Here is a 21,426-nt window from a genome sequence, read left to right on the forward strand (position 1 = left end):
CACGATCCGCCGTTCGGACAACTTCGTCGAGGATTTCGCGGGGTGCGCAGCCCTTACGACTTTCTTGGTCGCGGGTCTTCACCTTCCGACGTTCCTTTAGCTTTCTGCCTGCGTTCCGATGGCCGATCACGCGCAGTGTCGGTCCCCAGCGACATGCGCATGCCCTGCCGGATCGCCTCGATCCCGATCGGCCCGGGCGCATCCTGAGCGCCGCCATCCACCGGATGCGCGGCGTCTTTTTGTCAGGCGGTCGTGCTTTCCTCGGCCTGGGCGAACGCTTCGTTCGCGGCCTCGATAGCCAGCATGATCGAAGCGTGGCGATTCTTGTACTCTCGCGCCGGGCGCAGCACCTCGAGCCCGTCGAACGGAGCGGACGGCGCCGGCCCTTCCTGCTTCAGCATCGCCAGCAGCTCTTCCCGCGCCTGCTGCAGCTCGGCGCGGTCACGCCCGAGGATCGAGCGACCAATCACCGAGGCTGATGCTTGGCCCAGAGCGCACGCCTTTACGTCCTGACCGAAGGCCGCCACCCGACCGTCTTCAACCCGGATGTCCACGGTGACAGTCGATCCGCAGAGAGGCGAGCGTTTCTTGACGGACGCCTGCGGATCGTTCAGCCGCTCGGTCAGGGGGATATCCGCCGCGAGTTTCAGGATGCGCCCGGAATAGAGCTTCATGAGATCGCTGTCCGACATGGGCTTTTCCTTGATTGGTGGGTGTTAGATAAGCGGCCCGAACCATTTCGCAAACACGCAGAAAGGCCGCAGATGTTCGATCCCGCGACCCTTAAGTTCGACGCCAACGGCCTTCTCCCGGTCATCGCCCAGGAGCACGGCAGCAGAGAGGTCCTGATGCTTGCCTGGATGAACGCCGAGGCCATCGCGAAAACACTCGACACCAAGCGGGTGACGTACTGGAGCCGATCTCGCCAGGCGTTCTGGGTCAAGGGCGAGACCAGCGGCAACCTTCAGCACCTGGTCGAAATGCGCGTCGATTGTGACCGAGACTGCCTTCTCGTGCTGGTCCGGCAAGAGGGTCCCGCCTGCCACACGGGGCGCCGAAGCTGCTTCTACACCGCCGTGCGCGACGGTGAAGAGGTAGAGATCATGGCGCCGGAGTAAGTCCGGCCAGTTCGCGGATGTCTGCCGGCGAGAGACCCTCGGCACGATACGCGGCGATGGCGCGCGCGTCGTCGCGCTTGGCCAGCCGCTTTCCGGTCGCGTCCCGGATGAGCCGGTGATGGTGATACACCGGTCGCGGCAGATCCAGGAGCTTCTGCAGAAGGACGTGGATCGGCGTCGCCTCGAATAGATCCAGCCCGCGGACGACATGCGTGATGCCCTGCGCCGCATCATCCACGACGACCGACAGGTGGTAGCTGGTGCCCATGTCGCGGCGGGCGAGGACGACGTCGCCGACTTCGGACATCATCATCTCGGCGGGTATCCGATGGATGCCGGTGCGCTCGGGACCGGTTTCGTTGAATTCGACCGGACCAACGAGGTCGAGAGCCCGGTTCATGTGCAACCGGATCGCGGAATCTTCTAAGTCATGGCCGGCGTGCTTGCAGGTGCCTGGATAGACGATGCCGTCAGGCCCCACCTGCGGCGTACCCTCCTGCGGGGCCGAAGCTGCTTGGCGGATGTCGCGGCGATTGCACACGCAGGCATAGGTCAACCCCAGCTCTGTCAGGCGGTTCAGGGCTTCGGCATAAATCGGCAGGCGGTCGGACTGACGCACGACGGGCTGCGGCCACTGCAGGCCGAGCCAACGCAGATCCTCGGCAATTTGCGCCTCCCATTCAGGGCGGAAGCGGCTGCGGTCTATATCCTCGATCCGGAGCAGGAACGTGCCGCTCTCTTGGGCCGCCATGTCGAAAGCGGTGAGAGCCGAAAAGGCATGTCCGAGATGAAGCGGCCCCGTCGGAGAAGGCGCGAACCGCGTGATCACGCCGGCACGGGGCCGTCCTGCTTGGCAAGCCAGCCAGTCCAGTCGGCCTTGGCGCGGTCGGTATAGGCCTTGTACCGCGCGGGCCGGTTGCGCCGGCCGCCCTTCAGGTCGACGGGCGGGAACAGGCCGAAATTCACGTTCATTGGCTGGAACGTCTTGGCTTCGGCACCGCCGGTAATGTGCGTGACGAGGGCGCCGGTAGCGGTGGTCTGGGGCACAGGTTCGACGGACAAGCCCTTGATTTCACTTGCCGCCAGCCGTCCGGCCAGCAATCCCATCGCGGCGCTCTCCACGTAGCCTTCGACGCCGGTGATCTGGCCGGCGAAGCGGATATTGGGCTGGGTCCGCAGGCGAAGCTGCTCGTCGAGAAGGGTCGGCGAGTGGATAAAGGTGTTGCGGTGGATGCCGCCGAGCCGGGCGAAGCGTGCCTCCTGAAGGCCGGGAATCATCCGGAAAACAGCTGTTTGCGCCCCGTACTTCATCTTGGTCTGAAAGCCGACGATGTTGTAGAGCGTGCCGAGCTTGTTGTCGCGGCGCAGCTGGACAACTGCGTAGGCCTTGGTCTGCGGATCGTGCGTGTTGGTCAGGCCGACGGGCTTCATGGGGCCGTGGCGCAGGGTCTCGCGGCCGCGCTCGGCCATGACCTCGATCGGCAGGCAGCCGTCGAAGTAGCTGGCTGTTTCCCCTTGTTTGAACTCGGTTTTTTCTGCTTTGAGCAGCGCGTCGATGAACGCCTCGTACTGGTCCTTCGTCATAGGGCAGTTGATGTAGGCGGTGCGCTCGTCCTCGGTCTCGCCCTTGTCATAGCGGGATTGGCGCCAGGCGATGTCCATGTCGATGGACTCGGCGTGGACGATCGGGGCGATGGCGTCGAAGAAGGCAAGCTGATCCGCACTGGTCTTTTGCCGGATGGCCTCGGCCAAGGCACCGGAGGTCAGCGGTCCGGTGGCGACGATCCAGTGCCCATCTGCGGGAAGATCAGCAATTTCAGCGTCTTGGACGGTGATCTTGGGGTGCGACTTCAGCCTTTCCGTCACGGCCTCAGAGAAGGCGTCGCGGTCCACGGCGAGCGCACCGCCGGCGGGAAGGCGGTGGCGGTCGCCCATTTCCATGATGAGACCGCCAGCCTGACGCATCTCCCAGTGGAGCAAACCAACCGCGTTCTGCTCGGAATCGTCCGAGCGGAACGAGTTGGAGCAGACCATTTCCGCAAGGTTTCCAGTGCGATGCGCGAAGGTCTTAACGTGCGGGCGCATCTCGTGGATGACGACGTCCACGCCCATGTTCGCCGCCTGCCAGGCCGCTTCGGAGCCGGCCATGCCGCCGCCCACGATGTGCAGAGTCTCGGTCATGTGTGTCCCCGATGCGCCGTAGGAAAAGTGTAAGAGTCGCGTCGGACTCTTGTAGGAGTCCCGTCGGAGAAATCCTCCGACGGGAGGGGCGGCACATTATTCGGATTCGTCGCCTTCGACAATATCCTCGGCCGACTGCTCGGCGATCCAGGCGACCGAGACGACCTCTTCGCCGGCGCCGGTGTTGAACACCCGCACGCCGCCCGCGCCGCGGGAGCGGAATGAGATGCCGTCGACCGGCACCCGGATCGACTGGCCACGCGACGTGGCGAGCATGATCTGGTCGTCCATCTCGACCGGGAAGGAGGCCACGAGGGGACCGCCCCGCATCGCCTTGTCCATCGCCATGACCCCTTGGCCGCCGCGACCGCGGACCGGGTAGTCGTGGGACGAGGACAGCTTGCCGAAGCCCTGGGTGGTGATGGTCAGGATCAGGTCCTCGGCCGCCGACATCTCGGCATAGCGCTCTTGCGTGAAGTCCTGCGCCTCTGTCGCGGCCTCGTCGTCGTCGCTTTCGGGCTCTTCGGTCACGCCGGCCAAGGCGCGGCGCATCTTGAGGTAGGTCTGCCGCTCTTCCGGAGTCGCCTCGAAATGGCGGATCACGGCCATCGACACGACGCTGTCGCCGTCGGCCAGGCGGATGCCCCGCACACCCGTGGAGTCGCGGCCCTTGAAGACCCGGACGGCGGTGGTCGGGAAGCGGATCGCGCGGCCGAGCGCGGTGACGAGCATCACATCGTCGGCTTCGGACGCGATGCGGGCGTTGACGAGGGTGACCGAGCCGTCCTCGGGCAGCTTCATCGCGATCTTGCCGTTTCGCATCACGTTGGTGAAGTCCGACAGCGCGTTGCGGCGCACGTCGCCGGCCGAGGTCGCGAAGATGATCTGAAGCTCGTCCCAGTCCTCTTCCACGCGGTCGACCGGCATGATCGCGGCGATGCCGACCCCGGTGTCGAGGCTGGGGATCACGTTTGCCAGCGCCCGGCCACGCGCCCCGCGCGAGCCGGCCGGAAGCTGCCAGGTCTTGAGCTTGTAGACCATGCCCGTGGTGCTGAAGACCAGGAGGGGCGTGTGCGTGTTGGCGACGAAGAGCGTTGTGACGGCGTCGTCATCCTTGAGCGCGCCACCCGAGAGGCCCTTGCCGCCGCGCCGCTGCGAGCGGAACTCGGCCAGCGGCGTGCGTTTGATATAGCCGCCGGCGGTGACGGTGACGACCATGTCCTCACGCTCGATGAGGTCCTCGTCCTCCATGTCGCCGGCCCAGTCGATGATCTCGGACCGGCGGGGGACGGCGAACTGCTCGCGCACCTCGCGCAGCTCGTCCGAGATGATCTGCATGATCCGCTCGCGCGAGCGCAGGATGTCGAGGAAATCCTTGATCTTGCCCGCGAGCTCTTCGAGCTCGTCGGTGACTTCCTGCACGCCGATCTGGGTCAGGCGCTGGAGGCGCAGGTCGAGGATCGCGCGGGCCTGACGCTCGGACAGGTTGTAGGTGCCGTCCTCGTTCACGGTGTGGCCGGGGTCGTCGATCAGCCGGATGAAGGGCGCGATCTCGACGGCGGGCCAGCGACGCTCCATCAGGCGCATCCGGGCCTCGTTCGCGTCGCGCGACGAGCGGATGGTCTGCACGACCTCGTCCACGTTCGACACGGCGACGGCGAGGCCGCAGAGGACGTGCGCCCGTTCGCGTGCCTTGCGCAGCTCGTATGCAGTGCGGCGGGCGACAACCTCTTCACGGAAGGTGATGAAATGCGTGAGGAAATCGCGCAGGGTCAGCTGTTCGGGGCGGCCGCCGTGGAGCGCCAGCATGTTGCAGCCGAACGAGGTCTGGAGCGGCGTGAAGCGGTAGAGCTGGTTCAGCACGACGTCGGGCGTCGCGTCCTTCTTCAGCTCGACCACCACGCGCACGCCGACCCGGTCGGATTCGTCCTGAACGGCCGAAATGCCTTCGAGCTTCTTTTCCTTGGCGAGTTCGGCGATCCGCTCGATCAGCGTTGCCTTGTTCACCTGGTAGGGGATCTCGTCGAAGATGATCGCCTCGCGACCCTTCGAGATCTCCTCGACATGGGACCGGGCGCGGATGATGACCGAGCCGCGCCCTTCGAGATACGCCTTGCGCGCGCCGGAGCGGCCGAGGATCAGCGCGCCGGTGGGGAAGTCGGGGCCGGGGATGATCTCCATCAGGCGCTCGGTCGAGAGGTCGGGATTCTCGATCAGCGCCAGGGTGCCATCCACGACCTCGCCCAGGTTGTGGGGCGGGATGTTCGTCGCCATGCCGACCGCGATGCCGCCGGCGCCGTTGACCAGCATGTTGGGGAAGCGCGCGGGCAGGACGGTGGGCTCCAAGTCCTTGCCGTCGTAGTTGTCCTGGAAGTCCACCGTCTCCTTCTCGATATCGGCGAGAAGGGACTGGGCGGGTTTGTCCATCCGGACTTCGGTGTAGCGCATGGCCGCGGCGTTGTCGCCGTCCATCGAGCCGAAGTTGCCCTGACCGTCCAGCAGCGGCAGCGACATCGAGAAGTCCTGCGCCATCCGCACCAGCGCCTCGTAGATAGCTGAATCCCCGTGCGGGTGGTACTTGCCCATCACGTCGCCCACGGGGCGCGCGGATTTGCGGTAGGGCTTGTCGTGCGTGTTCCCGGTCTCGTGCATCGCATAGAGGATGCGGCGGTGCACAGGCTTCAGCCCGTCGCGCAGATCGGGGATCGCGCGGCTGACGATGACCGACATCGCGTAGTCGAGGAAGGACGACCGCATCTCGTCCGCGATGTTGATCGTCGGACCGGTGTGGCGGGGGGGCTGGGCGTCGTCCAGTTCGGGGGGCTCGGGCGTGTCGCTCAAAAGGGGCGCCTTTCTGCTCGGGTTTTCCCAGATTTTGTTGGGTTCAGCTATACCAGCACATCGGGTTGGGGGGCAATCAGAGTCTGGGGTTGTGGCAGCCACCGTGGGTGAGTGCCAACATGCTGTTTTTATTGATTTTCACGTCGGGAGTGGCAGGCTGATTCGATCAGCATGGAGAAAAGGCATGACCGAAGGCGAGATGCTTCTGAAGGGCTACGGCGTCACCACGGCGGAGATGTTCTACCGGATACCGGATTATACCAATGTTCTCAACAGTTTCGTCTGGCAGGACTACGATCGGGCGCCGGATCACGAGCGGCTATTCGACTTCATAGAATTCTGGCAGCGCGAGATCGAGGGGGCGCTGCATTCGGTCCGCTTCACCCATCGCAAGCTGATCGCTCCGGGAGAGTGGCGCCACGTCACGGGGGAATTCCCGCTGCACTAGCGGTTGCTGCGGCGCCCCGCGAAACGGCCGGCATCCTCGGCGGCGCGGCGCAGCGCGCGGGCCTTGTTGACGGTCTCCTGATACTCGGCCTCGGGATCGCTGTCGAAGACGACGCCGCCGCCGGACTGGATGTAGAGCTTATCGTTCTTCACCACGGCGGTGCGGAGGGCGATGCACATGTCCATGTCGCCGCCGGCGCTGAAATAGCCCAGGCCCCCGCCGTAGATGCCGCGCTTTTCGGGTTCCAGCTCGTCGATGATCTCCATCGCGCGGACCTTGGGCGCGCCGGACACGGTGCCGGCGGGGAGGCCGGCCAGCAGGGCCGACAGGGCGTCCTGATCCTCGCGCAGCTTGCCCACCACGTTCGAGACGATGTGCATGACGTGGGAGTAGCGTTCGATGATGAATTCTTCGGTGGGGTGGACCGTGCCGACCTTGGCCACGCGGCCGACGTCGTTGCGGCCGAGATCCAGAAGCATCAGGTGCTCGGCCCGTTCCTTGGCGTCGGCGAGCAGGTCGGTCTCGTTCGCGCGGTCCTCTTCGGGGGTCTGCCCGCGGGGACGGGTGCCGGCGATGGGGCGGATCGTGACCTCGCCATCCATGACGCGCACGAGGATCTCGGGCGAGGCGCCGACGACCTGAAAGCCGCCGAAGTTGAAATAGAACATGAAGGGCGACGGGTTCGTGCGCCGCAGGGAGCGGTAGAGCGCGAAGGGCGGCAGGGGAAACTCCTGCGTCCAGCGCTGAGAGGGCACGACCTGAAAGATGTCGCCGGCGCGGATGTAGTCCTTGGCACGTTCGACGATGGACAGGTAATCGTCGTGGCTGATGTTCGACACGGGCTCGGGCAGGGTGCCGGTTTCGCCAAGGTCGCGGGCGTCGGGGCTGACGGGGCGGTCGAGCTCGCGCAGGGCGTCCATGACACGCTCGGCCGCCTGTGCGTAGGCGGCGCGGGCGGACTGGCCGGTTGTTGCCCAGGCGGGGGCGACGACCGTGACCTCGCCCTTCACCCCGTCGAGCACCGCGACGACCGAAGGCCGCAGCATCAGCGCGTCGGGCACGCCGATCGGGTCGGGGTTCACGTTCGGCAGACGCTCGACCAGCCGGATCATGTCGTAGCCCAGGTAGCCGAAGAGGCCGGCCGAGGCGGCAGGCAGCTCGTCGGGCAGGTCGATGCGGCTTTCGGCCAGGATCGCGCGCAGAGTGTCGAGCGGGTGACCGTCGAGCTCTTCGAAGGCGGTGTCGTCGAACCGCGCCTGACGGTTCACGCGACTGGTCTGGCCCGTACAGCTCCAGACCAGATCGGGCTTCATGCCGATGATCGAGTAGCGGCCCCGCACCTCGCCGCCGGTCACGGATTCGAGCATGAACGTGTCGCGCCCGGCCTGGCCGAGCTTGAGCATCAGCGAGACCGGCGTGTCCAGATCCGCTGCGATCCGGGCATAGACGACCTGGTTCCGGCCTTCGGCATGGCCGCGGGCAAAGCTGTCGAAATCGGGCGTGAGTTGCATCAGTTGAACTGCGACAGGACGGCGTTGACGGCCGACTGGTTGAGCGAGATGCCCTTCTGCGCCTCGATCGCCGAGGTGAATGCCGAAGTGACGTCCTGCGCGATGCCCTGTCCGACAGCCTGGCGCAGGCCGGTCCGGGCGGCTTCGTCCTCGGTCGGGTCGGGCGTCTCGACGCTGTCGACGCGCAGGAGGATTGCGCCTTCGGTCGTGGGGATGACGACGGCCTCGCCCTGCCCGAGGGTGAAGGCGCTTTCCACAAGATCGGCGGGGGCGGTTTCGATCACCGCGTCGCGGGTCACATCGGCGCGGCGGGTCACTTCGCCGCCGAGCGAGCCGATGCTGATGGCGGCGCTGGACTGCAGCTCTTCCAGGGCGGCTTCGGCCTGCGCGACAAGGCGATCGCGACGGGTCGCGGCTTCCCATTCCGCGCGAACCTGGTCACGCACGTCCTCGAACGGCTGGAGCGTCGGTTCGAGCACCTCGTCCACGCGCAAGGCGAAGAGGCCGCCGTCCGAGAGCTGCGCGACCTCGGGGAAATCGCCGGGCTCGGTCTGCGCGGCAACTTCGCGGAAAGTGTCGTAGGCGTCGATGGAGGCGCCGGCTTCGCTGGCCTCACCGGGGAACCAGGTGGTTTCGCCCAGCTCGAACGGAGTTTCCTGCGCGAGTTCCTCGAGCGTGGCGCCGCCGGCAAGAAGGTCCTCGGCCGGGTCGATCTGAGCTTCGAGCGCGCGGCGGGCGGCCGACAGGGCGGCCTCGTCGCGGAGTTCGGGGGCGACCTCTTCGAACGGGGTTTCCTGTGCGGAGAGGATGGCGTTGACGCGGAAGAGCGCGGGGCCGAGCGAGGTTGGCGCAGGGCCGGCGATTGCGGGCTCGTCCAGCGCGAACACGGCCTCGGCCGCGGCGCCAAGATCCTCGCGGGCGACTTCGCCGAGGTCGATGTCCGAGAGGGTCAGCCCGCGCTCCTGAACCAGTTGCTCGAACGTGGTGTCACCGCTTTCGATGGCGGCAAGAGCCTCTTGCGCGGCGGCTTCGTCCGAGAACACGAGGCGTTCGACAAGGCGACGCTCGGGCTGGTTATACATGTCCGAGCGTTCGTCGTAGAGCGCGCGAACGGCGTCCTCGCCGATCTCGACCTCGAGGGCCATCATCTCGGGCGTGGCCCAGGCGTAGGTGATCTTTTTCCGGCGGGGCAGGGTGTAGGCGTCGGGGTTCTCTTCGTAGAAGGCGCGGAGTCCGTCTTGCGTCGGCTCGGGCAGGGGCTCGGACAGCGCGGTCTCGTTGAAAAGGATCAGCGTCAGGTCGCGCGTCTCGCGGGCGTATCGGTAAAGCCGGTCCACGAAGGCGGAGGGCGGCTGGATGCCGGCGATGACGGCGCCTTGCAGGATCGAGCGCGCCGTCTCGTCCCGGAGCTGGGCCTCGAACTCGCTGACGGTCAGACCGGACTGGCTGAGGGCAAAGCGGTAGGCCTCGGGGTCGAAATTGCCGTCGACGCCCTGGAAGGCGGGGATCTGGCGGATCGACTCGGCCACTTCGACATCGCCGACCGAGAGGCCGAGGTCGTCGGCCTCGTCCTCGAGCGCGGCGGTTGCGATGAGGCGCTGCAGGACGATCCGGTCGATGCCCATCTGCTGCGCCTCGGCCATGGTGATGTTCTGGCCGGTCTGCTGCGACAGGCGGCGGAGCTCCTGCTGAAGCGCGCGGGCGTAGCGATCCATCGAGATCTCGGTGTCGCCCACGGTGCCGACCACGCTGGTCGAGCCGCCGAAGCTCGTCGCGCCGAAGCCCGCGAGGCCCACGATCAACAGCAGGAGAACGACCCAGACGAGGCTCTTCGCGATCGGGTTCTTCTTCTTGGCCATGGGTCACCTCCTGGTCGCGCGCGATGCGGTCCGCAGGGGTGTAGGCGATGGTCCGCCGGCCCTCAAGGGGCCAACGTCCTAGGGAATGATGCGCGAGTACTTCGTGCCTTCGAGCGAGGCGCCCGCCATCAGCCCGGCCTGCCCGAACACCAGCCCTATCACCGGCGCAATCGAGGTCGTGGTCGTGGCGCTCAGGTTGCCGCCCCGGTCGCGCAGGGCGTATTCGATGTCGCCGCCCGCTTCCCAGCCCGGCGACGTGCGGAACTGGTAGAGCGCGTCGTTGGTCATGAAGAACAGGACATGCGCGTATTGCTGCGCCCCGATCTGGAGGCCAAGGCTCGCCTGCGCAGCCGAATAGTAGTCGACGGTCGCCCCGTTCACCAGAAGCGCTCCGCGGCCGTAAGCGCCGCCAGCGCCGAGCGCGGCCTTTGTCATCAGCGGCATCACGAGCACGCCGGTCGCCTTGTCGCGCAGCTGATCGGTGCCGGGGTAGTTTGTCGAAAGGTAGTTCATGGTGGCTGCGACGCGGGCGTCGATCGTCGCCGCGCCGGGCGCGCCGACCGCGTTGTTGCAGCCAGCGGCCGCAAGGCCGGTAGCCGCGAGAGCGCCGGCGATGGCCGCGCGCCGTGTCAGGGTTGTCATGGCGTGTCCCTTGCTGCTCTGTATGCCTCTGCGGCAGCCTTGTGCCGGCCGCTCGCGATTTCAGCTATATCGGCGGCGTTGCTTCGTGTCATCCCTTGGACCCGACGCCGCGGCACCGGGTGGCAAAGCGGCGACGAACCGCTCAGTCGTTGAGGATTCGTGCGGCTTCGGGGGCGAAATAGGTGAGGATTCCGTCGCAGCCCGCGCGCTTGAAGGCGAGCAGGCTCTCCATCGTCACCGCTTCGGGCGCCAGCCAGCCATTCCGGAACGCCGCCTGCAGCATCGCGTATTCGCCCGACACCTGATAGGCGTAGGTGGGCACCGCGAAGGTGTCTTTCACGCGCCGGCAGATGTCGAGATAGGGCATCCCCGGCTTGACCATCACCATGTCTGCCCCCTCGTCGAGGTCGCGGGCGACGAGGCGCAGGGCCTCGTCCGTGTTGGCCGGGTCCATCTGGTAGGTCTTCTTGTCGCCCTTGAGCGCCCCCGACGCCCCGACTGCGTCGCGGAACGGGCCGTAGAAGCCGCTGGCATACTTGGCCGCGTAGGACATGATCGTCGTGTTGGTGAAGCCGTCGGACTCGAGCGCTTTGCGCATCGCGCCGATGCGGCCGTCCATCATGTCGGAGGGTCCGAGGATGTCGGCACCGGCGGCGGCTTGGGCAAGCGCCATCTTCACCAGTGCCTCGACGCTTTCGTCGTTCACGATCTCGCCGTTCCGGACGATGCCGTCATGGCCGTTCGCGTTGTAGGGGTCGAGCGCCACGTCGGTCATCACCGCGATGTCGGGCACGGCGTCCTTGATCGCCCGGGTCGCGCGGTTCGACAGGTTGTCGGGGTTCCACGCCTCTTCGCAGGCGTCGGTCTTGAGCGACGGATCGGTGTAGGGAAACAGGCAGATCGCGGGGATGCCGAGGCTCGCGGCCTCGCGCGCCGCGTCCACGATGAGGTCGATTGACAGGCGCTCGACCCCGGGCATCGAGGCGACGGCCTCACGCTCGCCCGAGCCTTCGCGCACGAAGAGGGGCCAGATCAGGTCCGACGGCGTCAGCTGCGTCTCGCGCATGAGCGCGCGAAGCTGCGGCGTGCGGCGCATCCGGCGCAGACGGGAGGCGGGGAAGGGGGCGGGGGAGTGGGTCGCCATCGGTGGTCCCTCTGCAACGGATCAAAATCGCCGAAGGGGTCGCATGGAACTCTGGCGGTCTCAAGTGTAAGCGCAGGTAAGAGGACCTGCGGAGTGCAACGTGGACTGGTACGCGACGGTATTCGAGCTGATCGACATGCGTTCGTTCTCGAACCTGTGGTACTGGATCGCGCTGGCGACCGTGTGGTCCACCGCATCGCACTACGTGCTGGGCGTGCCCTACGACATGGTGGGTCGCGCCGCACGACAGGGCGGGCAGTCCGAGCAGGACCTCGAAGATGTCGTGCGTATCCGGGTCGCGCGGATTCTATATATTGCAGAAGTGTCGGGGCTGGTGCTGGTGGCGCTCGGCGCGACGGTTCTGACGACGCTGCTGCTGCTGGGCTTCGTCTATGGGGTCGAGTTCGCGCAGGCCGTGTTCCTGATCGCGGCGCCGATGTCGCTGGTGGGCGCCTTGGGCATCCGCTGCGCCCGCGACATCGCAGAGCGCGATCTTTCCGGCGATGACCTGCGCGACCGGCTGCGGCGTCACCGCGCCGTGGTGCAGGGCATCGGCATGATCTCGATCTTCGTCACCGCGTTGTGGGGCATGTATCAGAATTTTGGGGCCGCGCTGCCTGGCTACTGACGGTCGAGCGCACGGGCGAGGATGGTGTCGACGTCGCGGCTCATCTCGCGGGCCTGGACGCGGACATCGTCGAAAGGGACCCATTCGGCAGCGCTGATGTCGTCCGCGGGCTGCGGCTCGCCCGAGACATAGCGGCACAGGACCATGTCGAGGCGGAAGCGCGGGCTGTCTCCGACATGGAGCGTGTCGAGAACGGCGGAGGGCAGGGCGACGACGCCCGTTTCCTCGAACAACTCGCGGATGGCGGCCTCGGGCGCGGTTTCGCCGTGTTCGACATGGCCGCCGGGATAGCCCCAGAGCCCCTCATCGGGCGGGTTGATGCGCCGTGCCAGGAGGACATGGCCGTTCCGGATCACGACCGCGGCGGCGCCATGACGTTCCTGCTGCATTTTCCCGCTTTCCCTCCGCCCCCATTTCCCGCTACACCCGGAGCCGCGATGGTCGCAAGGCCCCGGCAGAGACGGGCCCGCGTGGCGGAATGGTAGACGCAGGGGATTCAAAATCCCCCGCCGCAAGGCTTGCCGGTTCGAGTCCGGCCGCGGGTACCATCGCGAAATCAGGGCTTGGTTGGCGCCGAGCGCGCGCCGGATCCCGAAGGTGAACCTTGGGATCGAGCGCCTACGTCCGACGCCGATGGCTATCGGTTCATTTCCGAGCGTTCTTTGATAGTCGACGTCGTGGAGCCCCCGGCGCGATTCGTATCGCGCGCATCAGAAATCGAAGGCTACTGTCAAAAACTTCGGCCGGGGGGCGACATAGCCCCGTCCGGTGCGAGCGTATCGCTTTTAATGAGTGAGGACCCGCGAAAGGAAACTCCGGGTCCGGTCGTGCTTCGGACTATCGAAGACGTCCTCGGGCCGGCCCTGTTCCACGATTTCGCCCTTGTGGATGTAGATAACGCGATCAGCAACCTCGCGGGCAAAGCTCATCTCGTGGGTGACAATGACCATGGTCATGCCTTCGCGCGCCAATTCACGCATGGCGTCCAAAACCTCCCCGATCATTTCCGGGTCCAGAGCCGATGTCGGCTCGTCGAAAAGCATCAGTCGGGGTTCCATTGCGAGCGCCCGGGCCAGGGCCACGCGTTGCTGCTGGCCGCCCGATAGCTGACTGGGGAATTTATCCGCCTGATTGGCGATGTCTACGCGCTCCAGCAGGCGCCTCGCGGTCTGTCTGGCCTCTTCACGGCTGGCATTGCGCACCTTGCGAGGGGCGAGGGTAATATTGTCCAGGACGCTCAGATGCGGAAACAGGTTGAATTGCTGGAAGACCATTCCGACTTCGGTCCGGATCTGCTGTAGCGTTCGGCTGGCCTTTCCGTGAGGTGCGAGGACCTTGCCATCCACCTCCAACTTGCCGCTCTGGAATTCTTCGAGCCCGTTGATGCAACGAATGAGCGTCGATTTTCCCGATCCGCTGGCGCCGATAATGACGACAACCTCACCGGGCGCGACCGAAAGGTCGACGTCCTTCAGGACATGAAGCGCACCGAAATTCTTGTTCAGCTTTTCCATGCGCACGATGGGCGCGGCATCATCAGCAAATCTGCGATCGTTCATCGTCCAACGAACCCCTTGCGTTCAAGCATCCTCAACGCCAGCGAAAGGGTCAGCGTTATCGCGAGATAGAGAATGGCAACCATCAGATAGACCTCCAGCGCTCTGAACGTGGTCGCAATGTAGATCTGGCCTTGCCGTACGAGCTCGCCGACCCCGATCACGGCAAAAAGCGAGGTATCCTTGATGCTGATGATCCCCTGGTTGCCCAGGGCCGGGATCATGCGCCGGAAACCCTGCGGCCAGATCACGTACCGGAATGTCTGCGTTCTGGACAGGCCCAGCGACAGCCCCGCCTCGCGTTGGCCGCGCTCGATGGACTGGACGCCGCCACGGACGATCTCGGAGATATATGCGCCTGAATTCACCGCGATCGCGGCGATGCCGGCGCTGATGGCGTCGATCGGGCCGCCCAGAAGCTGGGGCAGGCCGTAGAAGATGAACAGCACCTGCACCAGAACCGGAGTGCCGCGAAAGATCTCGATATAGGCGATGGCGGGCCAGCGGAGCCACGGCGACGGGCTTAACCGCAGCAAGCCGAAGATCATGCCGAGCACGAAGCCGATCGCCAGTCCGCCGAACGCGATGAGCAGCGTGTAGGGGATGCCGGCCAGCAGATACGGGAGGGAGTCGAAGGCGGCCTGCCAATTGAAATCGAAAGAAGCGTTCAAGACCGGACTCCGTCCCGAGACAATGCGTCAAATGAAATGCCTCCCCGACGTGACTGGCGGGGAGGCAGCGTGTTCATTCACGGTTGATGATCACGCAAGTGAAGCGGTTACCTGACGGACCTCAATTAGCGTCGCTGGCGCCGAACCACTTGCTGTGGATTTCGTCGTAGGTCCCGTCTTCGCGCATTTCCGCCAGTGCCTCATTTACCGGCTGGACCAGATCGCTGCCCTTGGGGAAGGCAATGCCGTATTGCTGACCCTCGTAGAGCGGACCGACGACCTTCACGCGCCCGTCGCCCCGGGTCTTGGCGAAATAGCTCACGTTGGGAGCGTCGTAGAACACCGCGTCGACGCTGCCACCCATGAGGGCGAGATACATGTCGCTTGATCCGGGGTAAGGCGTGATCGTGGCATCGTCACCGAATTTCTCGGTCAGAAAGTCAAAGCTGGTCGACCCGATCTTGGTGCCGATCTTCATGCCCTCGAGATCGTCGATCGTTTCGACGTCGTCATTGTCGGCGCCGACGAGGATCTGCAGGCCGCTGTCGTAATAGGGATCCGAGAAGTCGACGATCTGGGCGCGTTCGTCGGTGATCGTTATGCCGGCGATCGCAACGTCCACGTTTCCGGTTTGCACGGCGGGAATGATGCCGTTGAAATCCATCGTATTGATGTCGGGCTCAAAGCCGGCCCGGTTTCCCAGCTCGCGAATGATGTCCATGTCGAAGCCGACCATCTCGCCGGATTCCTGGTCCATCATCTCGAACGGGACAAAGCTCGGGTCGGTTGCGACCTTGGCGGTGTCGGCTTGCGCCGCGCCGCTGACCGCGACGCCGAATCCGATCAGACCCGCCAGCGCGAAGTCCTTGAAATACTGAGGCATGTTTCCTCCCTCTCCCCAACGAAAACGGTGGTTTCAACCCCGTTTTTGGAGAGGCCAAGTTGGCGCGGTGCCTGCCTGAGGTCAAGGCGAAACCCCGAAAGCCGGTTCATTCGCGGCTGCTGGCAGGCCAGCCCGCACCGACGCCAGGCTGACCGGCAAGCCTGAACTTGTCCGTGAAGCGCGTTTGCCGTGGCGGGTTCAGGCAGCGCCCCGAACCGTCTCTCGGACAATGGCCTTGAGTTGCTCAAAGCCGAACGGCTTGTCGAGCTTGGGCAGGTCGGGCGCGCCAAGCTCGTCCAGATCCATGTAGCCCGTCGCGAGGATCACCGGCAGATCGGGCCGAAGCTCTCGCGCGATCTTCACCAGCTCCATCCCGCTCATGCGCGGCATGATCTGGTCCGTGATCAGAAGATCCACGTGCTGTTCCCCGAGCACGTCCAGAGCTTCGGCTGCGCTATGCGCCTCAATGACGCGATAGCCGAGATCCTCGAGCATGAGGCTGGTGTTCATGAGAATCAGCGGGTCGTCATCGACCGCCAGCACCGTGAGCGACTGGCTGCCGCGTTCCAGCTCCACATGCGGCGTCGGTCGTTCTTGGGACACATGCGGGGCCTCGGCGGCGGGAAGCCAAAGCTCGGCGGTCGTGCCGTGACCCTTGCGACTGCGCAATACAAGACGTCCGCCCGTGTCCTCGAGCAGGCCATGAACCAGAGAAAGGCCGAGCCCGGTGCCCTTTCCCGCTTCCTTCGTCGTGAAGAAGGGATCGGCTGCCCGGCGGAGGGTCTCTTCGTCCATGCCCTCTCCCGTGTCCGTGACGGCCAGGCGAACGTAGGCGCCGCCCTTCAGGCCGGGCACCTGACCGGTGGACACCTCTTCGCTTGCGAGGGTGATGGTGAGAGTGCCCCCTTGAGGCATGGCATCACGTGCGTTGGCGGCCACGTTCAGCAGCGCAAGTTCGAGCTGGGAGGGGTCGACCATGGCCGGAGGCATCGGGTGGGGCGCTTGCGTCTCGACCGAGATGTTCCCGCCAAGAGAGATGTTCAGAAGGTCCCCCATCCCGCGAATGAGCGCCGCGAGGTCCACCGCCTGCGGCTCGAGCGGTTGCTGGCGAGAGAATGTCAGGAGCCGAGAGGTCAGGCTGGCGCCCCGATGCACGCCCTTGAGCGCGTTTTCGAGAAGGCGGGCCGTTCTCGGGTGCTCGGGCAGTCGCTTCTGTAGCAGCTCCAGGCTGCTGGAGATGGCTGCCAGAAGGTTGTTGAAATCGTGTGCGATCCCTCCGGCGAGCTGGCCCAATGCCTCCATCTTGCGGGCCTGAAGCAGCTCTTCCTGTGCCTGCTCGAGCGCACGTTGCGCCTCGCGCTTCTCGGTTATGTCACGGGTCACCTTGGCAAAGCCGATCAGGTGACCCTCGTCGTCGCGGATCGCGTCGACCACGACGCTGGCCCAGAAACGGGTCCCGTCCCGACGCACGCGCCAGCCCTCATGCTCGAACCGGCCCTCGCGTTCCGCGGTTTGGAGCGCGCGGCGCGGCAGGCCGTCTGCGCGATCTTCTTCGGTGTAGAAGCGCGAGACGTGCTGGCCGATGATCTCTTCGGGCTCGTAGCCCTTGATCCGGCGCGCACCGGCGTTCCAGCTTGCTACCTGGCCCGCAGGGTCGAGCATGTAGATGGCGTAGTCGGTGACGCCCTGCACCAGTAGCTGGAACTGCTCCTGGCTCTTGCGGAGCGCGTCTTCGGTCTGTCGCTTTTCGGTCAGGTCTCGGGTGATCTTGGCAAAGCCCAGAAGTTCGCCCGAGGGCGAGCGGATCGGGTCGATGACGACATGCGCCCAGAACCGCATTCCGTCCTTACGGACGCGCCAGCCCTCGTTCTCGAAGCGGCCCTGTTCGGCGGCGGTGCGAAGGGCGCGCTCGGGCAGCCCCCTTGCCTTGTCCTCGTCGGTATAGAAGCGCGAGAAGTGGTGCCCCAGGATCTCGGCCTCGTCGTAGCCCTTGAAACGCTGGGCCCCGGGATTCCAGCTCGAGACGTGCCCCTCGGGGTCGAGCATGTAGATCGCGTAATCTGTGATCGCCTCCAGCAGAAGCCGACATCGATCGTCCACGCCGCCCCGCGCCCCTATCACTTGCGCCAAGCTGTTCTCCCCGATGCTGTCGTCCTCGGGATGTTCGGTGATCGGCATTCAAGCTTCCTGTCTGCGCTTCCGGTCGAGATGTAGAACGACCCTTCCGCCTTCTCCATAGGCCGGCTTCTCCTGGGACGGGGCGGACCCGAGCGGGAGGCGGTGGGAACGCGGCCCGCTGCCGATCGATCTCAGGCACAGGAGACGGGATCGCCTGTGCGACGGCGCCTCACGGCTGCCACCTCGCGCGACGGGTCGGAAACCTTCTTCATCCTTTTCATGTTGTTCTTGCAGCGTCGCACATGAATGACGTGGAGGGCAAAGACGTGAACAACGGAACCGGGGCAAGAACGGCGCAGGCGGACATCAAGACGTGGCAGAGCCCGAATGAGGCGGTTTGAGATGCGGGGGGCGCTTTGGCGGCTCATCGAATCCGTATCGTGGCGCACGCGCTACGCCCTGACCGGAGACAAGCGAAGCTGGTGTGCCCATGCCTGGCAACATCGGCACCTTCCGCACTGGCGCGTCCATATCGCAATCTGGGATGCTGTCTTCGCCAGGCTGGGCGAACAGGAACACTGCCGCCGCTCGGCCGCATACTGGCGATGGCGCGAGCGGGGCGGGTCAGGACGCATAACGCCTGCAGGGAAGCCTTCTGTCGAATGACCAGAGGGCCCCGTGTTCGACAGAAGTCGCGTCCTGTCGCGGTTGCTCTTGCAGGTCGCTTGAGCGCGGGGAGGTTCAGCCGCCGCTTTCGGCGGAAAGCTCTTCGACGTCCTTGAACTTGATCGACTCGCCGCAACCGCAGGCGTCCACCACGTTCGGATTGCGGAACTTGAACGCCGACTCGAGGAGCGACGTCTCGTAGTCGATCTCGGTCCCGAAAAGGAACATCTGCGCCATGGGCGCGATCATCACGCGTGCGCCGTCCTGTTCGACGACCTCGTCATGCGGATCGACCTCGTCCACGTAGTCCATGGTGTATTCCATGCCCGCGCAGCCGCCCTTCTTGACGCCGATGCGCAGGCCCTTGTGGCCCTTCGCGTTCATCAGCTTGAGGATCTGGTTGGCGGCCGTCGGGCTCATCGTGACGGCTTGCTTGCCCGGAATGCCGAACATCGTGGCCTCTCCTGTCAGTTCACTCGCAATGTAAGGGCGCAAGCGGGGGCTCTCAAGGCGCCCAGCCGAGGAAGTTCCGGACCAGGCGCAGGCCGGTGTCCTGGCTCTTCTCGGGGTGGAACTGCACGCCGATGCGGTTGCCGTTGGCCACGATCGCCGTCACGGCCTCGCCGTAGTCGCAATGGGCGAGGCGCTGGTCGGGCACCGTCAGCTTCATGTGGAAGGAATGCACGAAGTAGGCGTGGTCGCCGGTATTGATGCCGTCGAGCACGGGGTGCTCGCGGTCGAGCACCAGGTCGTTCCAGCCCATGTGAGGCACCTTCAGCGCCGGGTCGGCGGGGGTGATCGGCACGACCTCTCCGTCGATCCAGCCGAGGCCGTCGGTTTCCTGGTATTCGAGGCCGCGCTGCGCCATCAGCTGCATACCGACGCAGATGCCCAGGAAGGGGCGCCCCTGCCGTTCCACTGCGTCGAGAAGCGCCTCGTGCAGGGCGGCACGGTCGCGCATCAGCGCACGGGCGCAGGCGGGGAAGGCCCCGTCACCCGGCAGGACGACGCGGGTTGCGCGGGCGACGGCGTCGGGATCGGCGGTGACGATCACCTCGCCCGCGTCGGCCTCGCGCGCCATGCGCTGGAACGCCTTTTCGGCGGAGTGCAGGTTGCCGCTGTCGGTGTCGATCAGAACGGTGGTCATCTAGAGCGTGCCCTTGGTCGACGGGATGGCTTGCCCCTTGCGCGGGTCGGGCTCGACCGCCTCGCGCAGGGCGCGCGCAACGGCCTTGAAGGCGGCCTCGGCGATGTGGTGGCTGTTCACGCCGCGCGCGAGATCGACGTGGAGAGTGATGCCGCCGTGGGTCGACAGCGCCTGGAAGAACTCGCGCACCAGCTCGGTGTCGAAGGTGCCGATCTTTTCCGCCGTCATCGGCAGGTTCCATCCCAGCCACGGCCGCCCCGACAGGTCGAGCGCCGCCGTCACCAGCGTGTCGTCCATCGGCAGGGCGCACTGGCCGTAGCGATAGATGCCGCGCTTCTCGCCCAGGGCCTGGCGGAGCGCCTGGCCGATCGCGATGCCGGTATCCTCGACCGTGTGGTGGTCGTCGATATGCAGGTCGCCCTTGGTGCGCACATGCATGTCGATCAGCGAGTGGCGGGCGAGCTGGTCGAGCATGTGGTCGAAGAAGCCGACCCCGGTCTGGATCTCGGCGGTGCCGGTTCCGTCGAGATCGACCATCACGGTGATGTCGGTCTCGTTCGTCTTGCGGGTGATCGAGGCGCTGCGCATGGGCCTGCCTTTCGTGCTGTTCGCGCCGTCTGTTAGCGGGCCGGCGCGGCCATGAAAAGGCCCGGACCGGGCGCGCAATGATCCTGCGCGCAGGAAGAGCAACTCGCCGGCGCTGCCTGGGACATTTCGTTACGCTGCTATGCAGCAAGTGCATGGCAGTTGCGCCATATGCATAGCAGATCTTCGCGCAGGGTGGCTGACGCTATGGATGACGACAGGCTATGGTCTACGTCAAATCAGCAGTCCGAGGGAGGCGGACTGCAGGCGCACGAATTGCGCCTTGCCTCCCTCGCTATCGAAGGAGAGCGCCATGAAAGACGGTCAGGATGACATCGATCCGGTAGAAAGCCAGGAATGGCAGGAGGCGATCGAGGACGTGATCGCCCGCGACGGACCGGATCGGGCGCACTTCCTGCTCGACAAGGCCGTCAGCCAGGCACGGGCCGCAGGCGCGGTGCTGCCCTTCAGCTCGACCACGCCGTACCAGAACACCATTCCCGCCGACGATCTGCTCGAGATCCCCGGCGATGCCGACATGGAAAAGCGCATCCGGTCGATCAATCGCTGGAACGCTGCGGCGACGGTGGTGAAGGCGAACAAGGCCGAGGACGGGATCGGCGGGCACATCGCCTCGTTCGCCTCGTCGGCGGTGATGTATGACATCGGCCTCAATCACTTCTGGCGCGCGCGCTCGGCCACACATGGCGGCGACATGGTGTTCTTCCAGGGTCACGTGATCCCCGGGATCTACGCGCGGTCCTTCATGGAAGGGCGTCTGTCGGAAGAAGATCTGAAGAACTTCCGGATGGAGACGGGCAACAAGGGCCTGTCCTCCTACCCGCACCCCTGGCTGATGCCGGAGTACTGGCAGTTCCCGACCGTCTCGATGGGGCTCGGGCCGCTGATGGCCGTCTACCAGGCGCGCTTCATGAAATACATGGAGAACCGGGGCCTGATCGAGAAGTCGGACCGCAAGGTCTGGGCCTTCCTCGGCGACGGCGAGATGGACGAGCCGGAATCGCTCGGCGCCATCAACATCGCGGCACGCGAGAACCTCGACAACCTGATCTTCGTCATCAACTGCAACCTTCAGCGCCTCGACGGGCCGGTGCGCGGCAACCACAAGATCGTGCAGGAGCTTGAGGGCTCGTTCCGTGGGTCGGGCTGGAACGTGATCAAGGTGCTGTGGGGCAAGGGCTGGGACGACCTGCTCGAGCGGGACACCAGCGGCAAGCTGCGCCAGCTCATGGACGAGACGGTGGACGGCGACTACCAGACCTTCAAGTCGAAGGATGGCGCCTATATCCGCGAGCATTTCTTCGGGAAATACCCCGAAACCGCCGCCCTGGTCGAGGACTGGACCGACGAGGAGATCTTTGCACTCCGCCGCGGCGGGCACGATGCGCAGAAGGTCTATACCGCCGA

General features: G+C 65.4%; 19 protein-coding genes, 1 tRNA gene and 1 pseudogene. 5 read left to right on the forward strand and 16 right to left on the reverse strand.

Annotated features, from left to right (window positions below):
* Window positions 1-242: 242 nt before the first annotated feature.
* Window positions 243-692 carry an iron-sulfur cluster assembly scaffold protein gene (locus ACFDS3_RS06160; RefSeq protein WP_375261464.1) on the reverse strand — a complete coding sequence of 150 codons (450 nt, stop codon included), beginning with the start codon at window positions 690-692 and terminating at the stop codon, window positions 243-245.
* 72 nt (window positions 693-764) lie between these two features.
* On the opposite strand from ACFDS3_RS06160, the gene hisI reads away from it, so the two are divergent.
* Window positions 765-1,118: a phosphoribosyl-AMP cyclohydrolase gene (gene hisI, locus ACFDS3_RS06165; protein ID WP_375261465.1), complete on the forward strand. Its 354-nt coding sequence runs from the start codon at window positions 765-767 to the stop codon at window positions 1,116-1,118.
* On the opposite strand, the gene gluQRS is transcribed toward hisI, so the two are convergent.
* The 3 genes from gluQRS to gyrA form a co-directional block, all read right to left on the reverse strand.
* On the reverse strand, window positions 1,102-1,947 hold the full coding sequence (gene gluQRS, locus ACFDS3_RS06170) for a tRNA glutamyl-Q(34) synthetase GluQRS (RefSeq protein ID WP_375261466.1): 846 nt from the start codon (window positions 1,945-1,947) through the stop codon (window positions 1,102-1,104). The two genes, hisI and gluQRS, sit on opposite strands and share 17 nt — an antisense overlap.
* Window positions 1,944-3,299 carry a methylenetetrahydrofolate--tRNA-(uracil(54)-C(5))-methyltransferase (FADH(2)-oxidizing) TrmFO gene (gene trmFO / locus ACFDS3_RS06175; RefSeq protein ID WP_375261467.1) on the reverse strand — a complete coding sequence of 452 codons (1,356 nt, stop codon included), beginning with the start codon at window positions 3,297-3,299 and terminating at the stop codon, window positions 1,944-1,946. Before trmFO ends, gluQRS begins: the two co-directional genes overlap by 4 nt.
* Before the next feature lie 96 nt (window positions 3,300-3,395).
* Window positions 3,396-6,140: a DNA gyrase subunit A gene (gyrA, locus tag ACFDS3_RS06180; protein WP_375261468.1), complete on the reverse strand. Its 2,745-nt coding sequence runs from the start codon at window positions 6,138-6,140 to the stop codon at window positions 3,396-3,398.
* A 184-nt stretch (window positions 6,141-6,324) separates the two neighbouring features.
* Here gyrA and ACFDS3_RS06185 point away from each other — a divergent pair, with 184 nt between their 5' ends.
* On the forward strand, window positions 6,325-6,588 hold the full coding sequence (locus tag ACFDS3_RS06185) for an usg protein (protein ID WP_375261469.1): 264 nt from the start codon (window positions 6,325-6,327) through the stop codon (window positions 6,586-6,588).
* Here the strand turns inward: ACFDS3_RS06185 and trpE are convergent.
* The 4 genes from trpE to hemB all read right to left on the reverse strand — a co-directional run bounded on the left by trpE (window position 6,585) and on the right by hemB (window position 11,744).
* Window positions 6,585-8,099 (reverse strand): anthranilate synthase component I, encoded by a 1,515-nt coding sequence (trpE, locus tag ACFDS3_RS06190; protein ID WP_375261470.1) that lies wholly within the window; start codon window positions 8,097-8,099, stop codon window positions 6,585-6,587. The genes ACFDS3_RS06185 and trpE overlap by 4 nt on opposite strands.
* Complete coding sequence (locus tag ACFDS3_RS06195) at window positions 8,099-9,958, reverse strand: SurA N-terminal domain-containing protein (RefSeq protein ID WP_375261471.1); 1,860 nt, start codon at window positions 9,956-9,958, stop codon at window positions 8,099-8,101. Before ACFDS3_RS06195 ends, trpE begins: the two co-directional genes overlap by 1 nt.
* A gap of 78 nt (window positions 9,959-10,036) precedes the next feature.
* Window positions 10,037-10,600 (reverse strand): YSC84-related protein, encoded by a 564-nt coding sequence (locus ACFDS3_RS06200; RefSeq protein WP_375261472.1) that lies wholly within the window; start codon window positions 10,598-10,600, stop codon window positions 10,037-10,039.
* Window positions 10,601-10,742: 142 nt separating this feature from the next.
* A complete protein-coding gene (hemB, locus tag ACFDS3_RS06205) occupies window positions 10,743-11,744 on the reverse strand; it encodes a porphobilinogen synthase (protein ID WP_375261473.1) in 1,002 nt (333 codons plus the stop codon).
* Between the two features lie 100 nt (window positions 11,745-11,844).
* Between hemB and ACFDS3_RS06210 the strand changes: the two genes are divergently transcribed.
* On the forward strand, window positions 11,845-12,372 hold the full coding sequence (locus ACFDS3_RS06210) for a component of SufBCD complex (protein WP_375261474.1): 528 nt from the start codon (window positions 11,845-11,847) through the stop codon (window positions 12,370-12,372).
* On the opposite strand, the gene ACFDS3_RS06215 is transcribed toward ACFDS3_RS06210, so the two are convergent.
* Window positions 12,366-12,761 (reverse strand): NUDIX hydrolase, encoded by a 396-nt coding sequence (locus ACFDS3_RS06215; RefSeq protein WP_375261475.1) that lies wholly within the window; start codon window positions 12,759-12,761, stop codon window positions 12,366-12,368. The genes ACFDS3_RS06210 and ACFDS3_RS06215 overlap by 7 nt on opposite strands.
* A gap of 75 nt (window positions 12,762-12,836) precedes the next feature.
* Between ACFDS3_RS06215 and ACFDS3_RS06220 the strand changes: the two genes are divergently transcribed.
* Window positions 12,837-12,920, forward strand: a tRNA-Leu gene (locus ACFDS3_RS06220).
* 237 nt (window positions 12,921-13,157) lie between these two features.
* Here ACFDS3_RS06220 and ACFDS3_RS06225 read toward each other — a convergent pair.
* The 7 genes from ACFDS3_RS06225 to hisB form a co-directional block, all read right to left on the reverse strand.
* The gene (locus tag ACFDS3_RS06225) at window positions 13,158-13,931 is read right to left on the reverse strand and encodes an amino acid ABC transporter ATP-binding protein (RefSeq protein ID WP_375261476.1); all 774 of its coding nucleotides are present in this window, start codon (window positions 13,929-13,931) and stop codon (window positions 13,158-13,160) included.
* Complete coding sequence (locus ACFDS3_RS06230; protein WP_375261477.1) at window positions 13,928-14,599, reverse strand: amino acid ABC transporter permease; 672 nt, start codon at window positions 14,597-14,599, stop codon at window positions 13,928-13,930. The genes ACFDS3_RS06225 and ACFDS3_RS06230 overlap by 4 nt, the downstream gene beginning before the upstream one ends.
* 121 nt (window positions 14,600-14,720) lie before the next feature.
* Window positions 14,721-15,482 (reverse strand): transporter substrate-binding domain-containing protein, encoded by a 762-nt coding sequence (locus tag ACFDS3_RS06235; RefSeq protein ID WP_375261478.1) that lies wholly within the window; start codon window positions 15,480-15,482, stop codon window positions 14,721-14,723.
* A gap of 198 nt (window positions 15,483-15,680) precedes the next feature.
* The gene (locus tag ACFDS3_RS06240) at window positions 15,681-17,660 is read right to left on the reverse strand and encodes a PAS domain S-box protein (protein ID WP_375261479.1); all 1,980 of its coding nucleotides are present in this window, start codon (window positions 17,658-17,660) and stop codon (window positions 15,681-15,683) included.
* Window positions 17,661-18,341: 681 nt separating this feature from the next.
* On the reverse strand, window positions 18,342-18,719 hold the full coding sequence (locus tag ACFDS3_RS06245) for a HesB/IscA family protein (RefSeq protein ID WP_375261480.1): 378 nt from the start codon (window positions 18,717-18,719) through the stop codon (window positions 18,342-18,344).
* A 52-nt stretch (window positions 18,720-18,771) separates the two neighbouring features.
* Window positions 18,772-19,413: an imidazole glycerol phosphate synthase subunit HisH gene (gene hisH / locus ACFDS3_RS06250; protein ID WP_375261481.1), complete on the reverse strand. Its 642-nt coding sequence runs from the start codon at window positions 19,411-19,413 to the stop codon at window positions 18,772-18,774.
* On the reverse strand, window positions 19,414-20,001 hold the full coding sequence (gene hisB / locus ACFDS3_RS06255) for an imidazoleglycerol-phosphate dehydratase HisB (RefSeq protein WP_375261482.1): 588 nt from the start codon (window positions 19,999-20,001) through the stop codon (window positions 19,414-19,416).
* A gap of 310 nt (window positions 20,002-20,311) precedes the next feature.
* Here hisB and aceE point away from each other — a divergent pair.
* A pseudogene (gene aceE, locus ACFDS3_RS06260) lies at window positions 20,312-21,426 on the forward strand (pyruvate dehydrogenase (acetyl-transferring), homodimeric type); the annotation flags it as partial.

The sequence above is a fragment of the Palleronia sp. genome (assembly GCF_042089775.1).
Classification (GTDB): Bacteria; Pseudomonadota; Alphaproteobacteria; order Rhodobacterales; family Rhodobacteraceae; genus Palleronia.

Coding starts and splice junctions, on each gene's coding strand:
- ACFDS3_RS06160 (WP_375261464.1), bottom strand. CDS start 692: ATGTCGGACAGCGATCTCATGAAGCTCTATTCCGGGCGCATCCTGAAA.
- hisI (WP_375261465.1), top strand. CDS start 765: ATGTTCGATCCCGCGACCCTTAAGTTCGACGCCAACGGCCTTCTCCCG.
- trmFO (WP_375261467.1), bottom strand. CDS start 3,299: ATGACCGAGACTCTGCACATCGTGGGCGGCGGCATGGCCGGCTCCGAA.
- ACFDS3_RS06185 (WP_375261469.1), top strand. CDS start 6,325: ATGACCGAAGGCGAGATGCTTCTGAAGGGCTACGGCGTCACCACGGCG.
- trpE (WP_375261470.1), bottom strand. CDS start 8,099: ATGCAACTCACGCCCGATTTCGACAGCTTTGCCCGCGGCCATGCCGAA.
- ACFDS3_RS06195 (WP_375261471.1), bottom strand. CDS start 9,958: ATGGCCAAGAAGAAGAACCCGATCGCGAAGAGCCTCGTCTGGGTCGTT.
- ACFDS3_RS06200 (WP_375261472.1), bottom strand. CDS start 10,600: ATGACAACCCTGACACGGCGCGCGGCCATCGCCGGCGCTCTCGCGGCT.
- hemB (WP_375261473.1), bottom strand. CDS start 11,744: ATGGCGACCCACTCCCCCGCCCCCTTCCCCGCCTCCCGTCTGCGCCGG.
- ACFDS3_RS06215 (WP_375261475.1), bottom strand. CDS start 12,761: ATGCAGCAGGAACGTCATGGCGCCGCCGCGGTCGTGATCCGGAACGGC.
- ACFDS3_RS06225 (WP_375261476.1), bottom strand. CDS start 13,931: ATGAACGATCGCAGATTTGCTGATGATGCCGCGCCCATCGTGCGCATG.
- ACFDS3_RS06235 (WP_375261478.1), bottom strand. CDS start 15,482: ATGCCTCAGTATTTCAAGGACTTCGCGCTGGCGGGTCTGATCGGATTC.
- ACFDS3_RS06240 (WP_375261479.1), bottom strand. CDS start 17,660: ATGCCGATCACCGAACATCCCGAGGACGACAGCATCGGGGAGAACAGC.
- ACFDS3_RS06245 (WP_375261480.1), bottom strand. CDS start 18,719: ATGTTCGGCATTCCGGGCAAGCAAGCCGTCACGATGAGCCCGACGGCC.
- hisH (WP_375261481.1), bottom strand. CDS start 19,413: ATGACCACCGTTCTGATCGACACCGACAGCGGCAACCTGCACTCCGCC.
- hisB (WP_375261482.1), bottom strand. CDS start 20,001: ATGCGCAGCGCCTCGATCACCCGCAAGACGAACGAGACCGACATCACC.